The following is an 8218-nucleotide window of genomic DNA, read 5'->3' as shown; positions in this document are numbered from 1 at the left end:
CGACGCCTACATGGTGAGATAGGCCACATCCCACCAGTCGAATGCGAAGCCAACTACTACCTGACAGCCCAGAAACCCCAGGTCACAGTCACAACCTAGAGCCTCCAACCTTCCCGGGGCGGTTCACCCCGGCGTACTCCGCCAACGTCCAGCAATTCACCCGCGGCAGCCCGGCCATCAGCCCGCGCAGGAACCGGCGCATCCGCCGGCGGGACTCCGGCCGACGGAACCGGCGGTCGAGCCGGACCGCGAGCCCCTCGAACGCCTCTCGCCACCCGTCGGGGTCTACGCTGGGGCACACGGCCACCGGATGATCTTCGAGAGTCGTCACAAACCTCGATGATCACCGGTGGCCTCTTGTATGCCTGGACCGGCTCCACCTCAACGTCGCATCTCAACCGTGACCCATCAGATCAAAATGATCACTAAAGTCCGGCTGGAGTACTAGCCGCTACCAGCCCGCGACGCCAGCCGACACGCCGACCACGACTTTGTCGCAGCCCTGACAGGCTACCGGCTACCGCCGGCCCGGCCCCCGGTCGGTCAGCTCCGTCAGTGGGCCGTGGCGGCCTTCTCCGCGCCGGCACCGGTCAGTGAACGAACCTCCATCTCGGCGTACTTCTGCGCGTTGTGCGGTTCCCGTGACGTGACCGAGCCGAGAAAGCCGAGCAGGAACGCCAGGGGGATGGACACCAGGCCCGGGTTCTCCAGCGGGAACCAGGAGAAGTCGACCGACGTGTCCTTGATCATGGAGGTGCTGGTGCCGGTCGCGTCCACCTTGCCGGAGACCACCGGTGAGAACGCGATGAGCACGACCGCCGACGTCAGCCCGCCATAGATGCTCCACAGCGCGCCGCGGGTCGTGAAGCCCTTCCAGAACAGCGAGTACAGAATCGTGGGCAGGTTCGCCGACGCCGCGACCGCGAAAGCCAGCGCGACCAGGAAGGCGAGGTTCTGGTCCTTGGCGAAGATGCCGCCGACGATCGCGACGATGCCGACGACGACCGCGGTGATCCGGGCTACCCGCACCTCCGAGTCCGGGTCGGCCTCGCCCTTCTTCACCACGCTGTTGTAGACGTCATGCGCGAACGACGCGCTGGCGGTGATCGTCAGCCCGGCGACGACGGCGAGGATCGTCGCGAACGCCACCGCGGCGATGATGCCGAGCAGGAACGTCCCGCCCAGCTCGAAGGCGAGCAGCGGTGTCGCCGAGTTCACCTTGCCGGGGGCCGCGTTGATGGCCTCCGCCCCCACCAGGTACATCGCGCCGTAGCCGAGAACCAGGATGAACAGGTAGAAGCAGCCGATGATCCAGATCGCCCAGACGACGCTGCGCCGCGCCTCCTTCGCCGAGGGCACCGTGTAGAAGCGCATCAGCACGTGCGGCAGCCCGGCGGTGCCGAGCACCAACGCCAGCGAGAGCGACACAAAGTCGATCTTCGTGAGTGTGGACGTCCCGTAGCGCACACCCGGGCCGAGGACCGCCTCGCCCCTGGGGCTTGCCGCCACCGCGTCGCCGAGCAGCGACGACAAATTGAACCCGGACTTGCCCAGGACCCAGAAGGTCATCAGCGCGGCGCCGAGGACGAGCAGCACCGCCTTGATGATCTGGACCCAGGTGGTGCCCGTCATCCCGCCGACGAGCACATAGACGATCATTAGGATGCCGACGGCGGCGATCGTGACGTTCTGCCCCGTCCCGCCGGAGACACCGAGCAGCAGGTTGACCAGTCCGCCGGCGCCGGCCATCTGGGCGAGCAGGTAGAAGAAGCTCACCGCCAGGGTTGAGACGGCGGCCGCGGTGCGGACCGGGCCCTGCCGGAGCCGGAAGCTCAGCACGTCGCCCATCGTGAAGCGGCCGGTGTTGCGCAGCAGCTCGGCGACCAGCAGCAGCGCTACCAGCCAGGCGACCAGGAACCCGATCGAGTAGAGGAACCCGTCGTAGCCCTGCAGCGCGATGGCGCCGGCGATGCCGAGGAAGGACGCGGCGGACAGATAGTCGCCGGAGATCGCGATGCCGTTCTGCCGGCCGGAGAAGGCCCGCCCGCCAGCGTAGAAGTCGGCGGCGGTCCGGTTGGTGCGCGACACCCGGATCACGATCGCCAGCGTGATCAGGACAAAGACGGCGAAGATCGTGATGTTGACCGCCGGCTCGCCGACGGTGTCGGCGGCCAGCGCCCTGTTCGGGGCGGCGGCCAGCAGCTCTGCGGGGGCGGCGGCCAGCGCCTCGCCGGTCGCGCTCACGCGTGCTGCCCGGCTTCCGCGTGCTGCCCGGCTTCGAAGCGGACGCGCAGCGCCTCGGCGGCGGGATCGAACGTCCGGTCCGCCCAGCGGGCATACGCCATGGTGATCGCGAACGTGGAGGCGAACTGGCCGAGCCCGAACAGCAGGCCGATGTTGATGTTCCCGACCACCTCGGTGCTCATGAAACCGGGCGCGAACGCCGCGAGCAGGACGTAGAAGAAATACCAGACCAGGAACAGCCCGGTCAGTGGGAAGACGAACCGCCGGAAGCGGCGCCGCAGCGCCGCGAACTCGGCACTGCGCTGGATGTCCGTGTAGGTCGGCGCCGGGCCGCCCGCGGCAGGTGTCGGGTCAGTCGCGGGCTGTGCCGGGAGGTCGGCGGCGGCCGGGCCGCCGGGCGGGGCGCCTAAGGGGGCGCCTAAGGGGGCGCTGGTCGTTGCGCCGTCATCGTCCGGCGCGACGTGCGTGGTGGCCACCGTCTGCCCTCCCAATACCGTCGGTCCCGTCGGCGGCAGGACAATCTCCTCCGCCTGCGGACGACTGTCGTGGCAGCACGCCCGCGCGGGAAGACGCCACGCCGGGCCTTGCGGCGGGCGGCACCCCAGCTCGTTCGACGGTCCGCCCGCCGTCGACGAGCGGCCGGTTCGCCGCGACGAGCGGCTGCCTCACAACGGCCGGGCGGCGCGGCCGAGGTGGCGGCCCTCGGGAGCGTGCAGGCGCACCAGCACCTGCTGGGTGTCGCCGGGAACCGCCTGCGGCGTCGCCAGCGACACGCCGATGGTGACCGCGAACGCCGCCGGCACCGTCCACGCGGCGGGCTGGGCCAGCAGGACGCCCCCGAGGCCCGGCACGTCGACGTCTATCATGGTCAGGACGACCGCCGCGCCGGCCAGCAGGCCGCCGGCGGCCAGCCCCGCCAGCGCCCCCAAGGCGGTCAGCCGCCGCCACCAGATGCCCAGCACCAGCAGCGGGCAGAACGTCGACGCCGCCAGCGCGAACGCCAGGCCCACGGTGTCCGCGAGCCCCACCCGCACCGTCAGCAGCGACAGCAGCGCCGGCACCACCACGGCGATCAGTGAGCCGGCCCGGAACCCGGCGACGCTCGCCCGGGCCCGTCCCCGCAGCAGGTCCTGACTGAGCACCCCGGCGACGGACACCGTCAGCCCGCTCGCGGTCGACAGGAACGCGGCGAACGCGCCCGCTGTCACCAGCGCGGACGTCGCCTCGCCCCACCGGCCGGGCAGCATCCGCTCGGGCAGCAGCAGCACGACCGCGTCGGTCCGGCCGCTCAGCAGCAGATCCGGGGCGTAGAGGCGGCCGAGGGCCGCGTAGACCGGAGGGAACAGGTAGAAGAGGCCGAGCAGGCCGACCACCACCGCCGCGGTCCGCCGGGCGGCCCGGCCGTCGGGGTTGGTGTAGAACCGGACGATCACGTGCGGGAGGCCCATCGTGCCGAGCAGCAGGGCCAGCAGCAGCGAGTACGTCCGGTACACCGGATGGTCGTCCGTGCCGTCGGCCGCGACCGGTGCCAGCCAGCTCTCGCCGTCACCGGCCGGGACGGACTCCGCGCGCGGCACGACCGCACCCGCCGGCACGACGACGGTCGTCCCGGCGCCGAACGTCAGCTCGCCCGGTGCGGCCAGCCGCAGTTCGCCCCGGGCCAGCGCACCGTCCACCGTGCCGTCGACGGTGACGGTCGCGGGGACGTCCACCCGCACCCGGACCGACTCGGTGAACGTCACCGTGATCGGCGCGGCGGCGACCGGCGGCCGGTCGGCGACCGGGTCCGGCGCCCCGTCGGCGCCCCACACCAGCAGCAGGACCACGGCGGGAAAAGCGATCGCTGTCAGCTTCAGCCAGTACTGGAACGCCTGCACCAGGGTGATCGAGCGCATGCCGCCGGCCGCCACGCTCACCAGCACGACGACGGCCACCACTGTGGAACCGACCCAGCCCGGGGCTCCGGTGACCGTGCGCAGCGTCAGCCCGGCACCGCGGAACTGCGGCAGCAGGTACAGCCAGCCGATGCCGACTACCAGCACGGACGCCGCCAGCCGCACGGCGGGCGAACCCGTGCGGATCTCGGCGAAGTCGGGCAAGGTGTACGCGCCGGAACGACGCAGCGGCGCGGCCACCAGCACCAGCAGCACCAGATACCCGGCGGTGTAGCCGATCGGGTACCACAGCATGTCGGTGCCGGCGGCGAGCACCAGGCCGGCGACCCCGAGGAAGCTGGCCGCCGACAGGTACTCCCCACCGATCGCCGAGGCGTTCCAGCGCGGGCTGACCATCCTGCTGGCGACGTAGAAGTCGCTCGTGGTGCGCGACAGCCGCAGCCCGAGCGCCCCGACGGCCACGGTCGCCGCGCACACCAGCGCCACGGCCACCGCCTGCGTCACCCGCGCTCTCCCACCGCGGCCGACATCATTCGCGGGACGGTGGGTCGATGGGCAGCGGGCTGCCGGACGGCGGGTCGGTGGGGAACAGGTCGGCGGACAGCAGGGCGGTGAAGTCGACTTCGGTCTGTTCAGCGCGCCGGACGTACCAGACGCTGGCCGCGAACAGCAGTGGATGGATCGCGAGCCCCAGCACCAGCCAGGGCAGCGGCAGCCCGCCAAGCCGGTAGGACGACAATGCTGGCACCGCCGCGAACGCCAGTGGCACCGCTGCCAGCGGCAGTGCCACGGCCGCGAGCACCCCCACGGCCAGCCGGCGCTGTACCCGCAGCAGAGACCGCAGGTAGACCTCGCGTACCCCGGCCGAGCTGTCGACGTCCCGGACGGGTGCCCGCAGCGGCCGGCCCGCCGGACCCGGCGCCCGCGGCGCGGTGATCCTCACCCGCGCCGGTGGGCCGGGTGAAGGCGCCCCGGTCAGGCGTCACGCTCCCGGCTCCGGCTCGGGCGGGTGCCCTGGACCAGGCGGTCCCGCAGCTCCCTGGTGTGGCGGCGGCTGACCGCCAGCACCTGCCTGCCGACGCGGACCGAGTACCGCCCCTCGTCGCAGTGCAGCTCGTCGATGGCGCCGAGCGCGACCAGGGTGCTGCGGTGGATGCGCACGAAGCCGGCATGGGCCCACCGCTGTTCCAACGTGGTCAGCGAGGCCCGCAGCAGATAACTGCCGGTCGCGGTGTAGAGCCGCACGTAATCACCGAGGGCCATCGCATAGGCGATTTCGGAGCGGTACACGAACCGGGTGACCCCGCCGAGCTCGACGGCGATCGTCTCGTCGGCCTCCGCGGACGGCGCCTCCCGGACGCCTGCCGCGTCGAGTACCCGGTGCACCGCCTCACGTAGCCGCTCCGGGCGCACCGGTTTCAGCAGGTAGTCGGTGGCCCGCACCTCGAAGGCGTCCAGCGCGTGCCGGTCGTAGGCGGTGACGAAGACGACCTGCGGGCGGTCGGAGAAGCGGGCCAGCACCCGGGCGAGATCGAGCCCGTCCAGGCCCGGCATCCGGATGTCGCTGAAGACCACGTCGAACGGCTCGGTGTCGAGCAGGCGCAGCGCCTGTTCCGCACTGGCGGCGGCGCTGACCTGCCCCACCCGGGCGTCCTGCTCGAGCAGCCAGCGCAGCTCGGCCAGCGCGGGAGCCTCGTCGTCCACCACCAGGGCCCGTACCGTTGCCCCACGTGCCTGCTGCCGCGCCACGGTCATGATCGGTAGCCTACGATGAAGTGCGCGTCACATGCCAGAGCGGGAGTAGTGCCTGTGGCGGCAGGTTCTTCGCCAGCGGTTGCTCGGCCGGTTTTCGCGCTGCCGGTGGTTCGTGGCGGCGTGCGGTCAGCCGGCCCGGACGCCGGGGGCGTACTTCGGCACGCGGAAGCTCACCCGGGTGCCTGCGCCGGGTGCGGTCTCCACCACCAGCCCGCAGGCGTCCCCGAAGACCTGGCGCAGGCGGGCGTCCACGTTGCCCAGGCCGATCGAGTCACCGGCCGCCCGGCCGGCCAGCGCGCGGCGCACCACCTCCGGATCGCAGCCGGCGCCGTCGTCCTCGACCCAGATGTGCGCCTGCCCACCGTCATCCGTCGCGCCGAGCGACACCAGGCCGACGCCGGGACGTCCCTCCAGCCCGTGCCGGACGGCGTTCTCCACCAGCGGCTGCACACAGAGGAACGGGATCGCCACCGGCAGCACCTCCGGCGCCACCAGCACCCGGACCCGCAGCCGTGGGCCGAACCGCGCCTTCTCCAGCTCCAGGTAGCGCTCGATGTTGCGCATCTCGTCGGCCAGCGTGGTGAACTCACCACCCCGCCGGAAGGCGTACCGGGTGAAGTCGGCGAACTCCAGCAGCAGCTCCCGCGCCCGCCCCGGATCGGTGCGCACAAACGAGGCTATGACCGCCAGCGAGTTGTAGACGAAATGCGGGCTGATCTGCGCCCGCAGTGCCCGCAGCTCCGCCTCGACAGCCCTCGTCCGGGACGCCTCCAGCTCCGCCAGCTCGACCTGCGCCGACACCCAGCGGGCCACCTCCACCGCCGCGCGCACCAGGCCGGCGCCGATGTCGGGGGAGTAGGCGGCGAGCGCCCCGACCACCTGGTCCCCGCTGGTCACCGGCACGATGACCGCCGCCCGGATCCGGCAGTCGAGGCTGGTGCAGCCGACCCGCGCCGCCCCGAGCACCAGCGTTCCGCCACCGCGCAGCACCGGCTCGGCAAGGCCGACGGCGCCCGCCGCATGGTGGCCACCGGCTCCGTCCCACGCCAGCGTCGCCGCGGTGTCGACGAGGGCCACCGCAGCGGTGCCGAGCAACGCCCGCAGATGCCGCACGGCGCGGGCCGCCCCGTCAGGCGTCAGGCCGGACCGCAGGTGCGGCGCCGCCAGCGATGCGGTGTGCAACGTCGCGAATGTGGCCCGGTCAGCCGGCGTCCCGAGGTCGCGGCGGCGCCGCTCGGCCCGGGACGGACGCCGCACCATCACACCTCACCGTCCGTCTGCTCCTCAGGTACGACGGAGTATCCCCTGGACGGCGGTTCTCGCGGTCGCGGAATGTCGCGCGCGGGGCCAGAGGTTGAGCGGCTGAGCGAACAGGCCCGGCCAGCGACGTCCGCCCGCCGCAGTGCCGCCGGTAGCCTCTCGCCCGGCTACCGCGGCTCCGCGTCGGGCGGTGATAGCTCGGCCTGCAGGACGTCACCGAGGGCGCGCAGGGCCTCCAGGGTGAGATGAGCCTCGGCCTCGTCCACCAGGCTGATCGCGAAGCCGACGTGGACGATGACGTAGTCGCCGATTCGGGCGTCGGGGACGTAGGCGAGGCAGACCTCGCAGGTGATCCCGTCGAAGTCGACGGTGCCCATGAGACATCCCATGTTTTTGGATGTCAAGCGGCAGCGTCGAGTGTGACTTTCTGTGGCCATGCAGCTGCTTCGTTGTAGAGGGTGCGGGTCTTCAGGCAGCCGTGGAGGATGCCAACGAGGCGATTGGCGAGCTGGCGGAGCGCGGCGTGGTGGCCGGTACCGCGGGCGCGGATCTGGTCGTAGTAGGCGCGGGCACCGGGTGAGGCTCTCAGGGCACAGAAGGCCTGCTGGTGCAGGGCGTCGGCGAGCCGGCTGTTACGGGCGTAGCGGGCCATCACGACCGTCTTCTTCCCGGAGGCGCGGGTGATGGGACTGGTCCCGGCGTAGTTCTTCCGCGCCTTCGCGTCGGCGTAGCGTTTCGGGTCGTCTCCGAACTCGGCGAGCACCCGGGCGGCGAGGACCGGTCCCAGGCCGGGCTGGGAACGGGAGGATCTCAGCGCTCGGGTGCTGGCCAAAATGGGCACCGACCTGCTCACCGAGCCGGTCGATCTCGATGTTAAGCGCGCTGATCAGCGCGGTCTGGGCGCGCACGACCGCGCCGTAGGCGGCGGCCGTGGCGGGGCGGACCGGCAGCTGACCGGCCTGGAAAGCGGCCCGGATCCTGCGTGCCTTCTCCGCGATGTCGTGGCGGCGGGCCCGCTTGAGGGCGGCGGAGATCTGCGCGACGGTCAGGCGTCGAGCCAGGTC

Annotated in this window: 7 protein-coding genes and 2 pseudogenes; all 9 read right to left on the bottom strand. The window is 72.0% G+C overall.

From position 1 onward, the window contains the following. Positions 1-115: 115 nt before the first annotated feature. A pseudogene (locus tag AB1460_RS34320) lies at positions 116-307 on the bottom strand (IS701 family transposase); the annotation flags it as partial. A gap of 245 nt (positions 308-552) precedes the next feature. Then, on the bottom strand, positions 553-2199 hold the full coding sequence (locus AB1460_RS34315; protein WP_368955176.1) for a cation acetate symporter: 1647 nt from the start codon (positions 2197-2199) through the stop codon (positions 553-555). Between the two features lie 41 nt (positions 2200-2240). Continuing rightward, the gene (locus tag AB1460_RS34310) at positions 2241-2552 is read right to left on the bottom strand and encodes a DUF485 domain-containing protein (protein ID WP_368955177.1); all 312 of its coding nucleotides are present in this window, start codon (positions 2550-2552) and stop codon (positions 2241-2243) included. 357 nt (positions 2553-2909) lie between these two features. After that, positions 2910-4643: a cation acetate symporter gene (locus AB1460_RS34305; protein ID WP_368966494.1), complete on the bottom strand. Its 1734-nt coding sequence runs from the start codon at positions 4641-4643 to the stop codon at positions 2910-2912. Positions 4644-4668: 25 nt separating this feature from the next. After that, positions 4669-5082: a hypothetical protein gene (locus AB1460_RS34300; protein WP_368955165.1), complete on the bottom strand. Its 414-nt coding sequence runs from the start codon at positions 5080-5082 to the stop codon at positions 4669-4671. 32 nt (positions 5083-5114) lie between these two features. Continuing rightward, positions 5115-5894: a LytR/AlgR family response regulator transcription factor gene (locus AB1460_RS34295; RefSeq protein ID WP_368966492.1), complete on the bottom strand. Its 780-nt coding sequence runs from the start codon at positions 5892-5894 to the stop codon at positions 5115-5117. A gap of 126 nt (positions 5895-6020) precedes the next feature. Then, positions 6021-7154 (bottom strand): histidine kinase, encoded by a 1134-nt coding sequence (locus AB1460_RS34290; protein ID WP_368966490.1) that lies wholly within the window; start codon positions 7152-7154, stop codon positions 6021-6023. A gap of 167 nt (positions 7155-7321) precedes the next feature. Further along, on the bottom strand, positions 7322-7591 hold the full coding sequence (locus AB1460_RS34285; RefSeq protein ID WP_420497443.1) for a HypC/HybG/HupF family hydrogenase formation chaperone: 270 nt from the start codon (positions 7589-7591) through the stop codon (positions 7322-7324). Continuing rightward, a pseudogene (locus tag AB1460_RS34280) lies at positions 7555-8218 on the bottom strand (transposase); the annotation flags it as partial. The pseudogene AB1460_RS34280 and the gene AB1460_RS34285, both read right to left, overlap by 37 nt.

It is taken from the genome of Parafrankia sp. FMc2, from assembly GCF_041008525.1.
Classification (GTDB): domain Bacteria; phylum Actinomycetota; class Actinomycetes; order Frankiales; family Frankiaceae; genus Parafrankia.
Note: the sequence above shows the minus strand (reverse complement) of the source record. Positions and strands in the feature narration are given on the sequence as shown.

Excerpts from the sequence above, each read along its gene's own strand:
- AB1460_RS34295 (WP_368966492.1), bottom strand. The coding sequence starts at position 5,894 with ATGACCGTGGCGCGGCAGCAGGCACGTGGGGCAACGGTACGGGCCCTG.
- AB1460_RS34290 (WP_368966490.1), bottom strand. The coding sequence starts at position 7,154 with ATGGTGCGGCGTCCGTCCCGGGCCGAGCGGCGCCGCCGCGACCTCGGG.
- AB1460_RS34285 (WP_420497443.1), bottom strand. The coding sequence starts at position 7,591 with ATGGCCACAGAAAGTCACACTCGACGCTGCCGCTTGACATCCAAAAAC.